This is a genomic window from Collinsella aerofaciens ATCC 25986 (assembly GCF_964239575.1).
Lineage (GTDB): Bacteria > Actinomycetota > Coriobacteriia > Coriobacteriales > Coriobacteriaceae > Collinsella > Collinsella aerofaciens_BQ.
This window is the reverse complement of sequence record NZ_CAXSQQ010000063.1, coordinates 1-1,104: the sequence shown is the minus strand read 5'-3', so window position 1 is coordinate 1,104 and position 1,104 is coordinate 1. Positions and strand designations below refer to the sequence as shown.

Genomic DNA, 1,104 nt, shown 5'->3' with positions numbered 1-1,104 from the left:
ACCGTGTTCCAGATTCTAGGACGCCGGGCCGACTCGCTTCGGATGGGGCTCTACACCAACTTTCTCGACACTACCCAATCCAATCAACTCTCGTGTTCTTCTTCATTAGATCAAGAACTCTTTGGTTGTATGACTCGAGGCCAAACTGAATCTGCCTACATCCACTTTGGTATATCTTGTTGAAAACGTCTGTACTTAGGGTTGGAGAGAACCTCGTTTCTCCATGCCAGAAAAACGTTTTTCCCGATGCGTTTATTTCATCCGCGAGTTGCTCCATTCTTTTGCCTTCGAATGTTTCATCCACAAAAGAGAAAACTCTCGTGCCGTATTTTTCATTTAACCGACACATTATTTCAAATACTCTCGATATAGGCATCTTTCGGTAACAACCACCGGTAGCACCGGGAATGGTGCAGAAGGCGCAATGATTAAAACACTGCCTAGAGGAATAAACCGGCAATATTAACTCAGGCATGAAGTATTTAGAAAGGGCGAAGCCATCGAAATCGGGAACTGTATCGTTGATAAATGTTTGCTCAATCCGATGGTTTTTATATATCTTTCCACCTTTAGCATGGCAAAGGTTTGGAACACAGTCGAGATTGTCATCACCAGAGTCAAGAGCCTCAAGAAGACGTGCAAGCGGCTCTTCGCCGTCATACATCATTATCGAATCAATGTATTCAAAAAAGGCATGCCATTCTTTCATGCAGTCATCTGCTAAACGAGTAATGTAATTGCCGCCCAATGAGACGTGTTTAACAGATGGACATTCTTCTTTAATCAGTTTCGCTAACGTAACTGCAGAAATCAATTGGAAACAGCCGCTCACCGAAATCCCAATAAACTCGATTTTTTCCCTCTGAATACGCTTAAGAAAGGCAGTTTCATAGAAGGAAATAAACGGATTATGCAAGGTATCCGCAAGCGATTTCATTATTTCTGGTGTCGAATAATAATCATAGGGCAGATCTATGGAGTTGAACGTGTATTTAACTCCATATGAGACGTGATTTATGATATAGAGTGGTAGTGTCGAGAAAGTTGGTGTAGAGCCCCATCCGAAGCGAGTCGGCCCGGCGTCCTAGAATCTGGAACACGGTT

The 1,104-nt window shown here is 43.1% G+C and carries 1 protein-coding gene; it reads right to left on the bottom strand.

Annotated features, from left to right (window positions below; translation table 11 throughout):
* Nucleotides 1-70: 70 nt before the first annotated feature.
* Complete coding sequence (locus ACESUZ_RS10095) at nucleotides 71-937, bottom strand: B12-binding domain-containing radical SAM protein (protein ID WP_373199925.1); 867 nt, start codon at nucleotides 935-937, stop codon at nucleotides 71-73.
* Nucleotides 938-1,104: the final 167 nt, after the last annotated feature.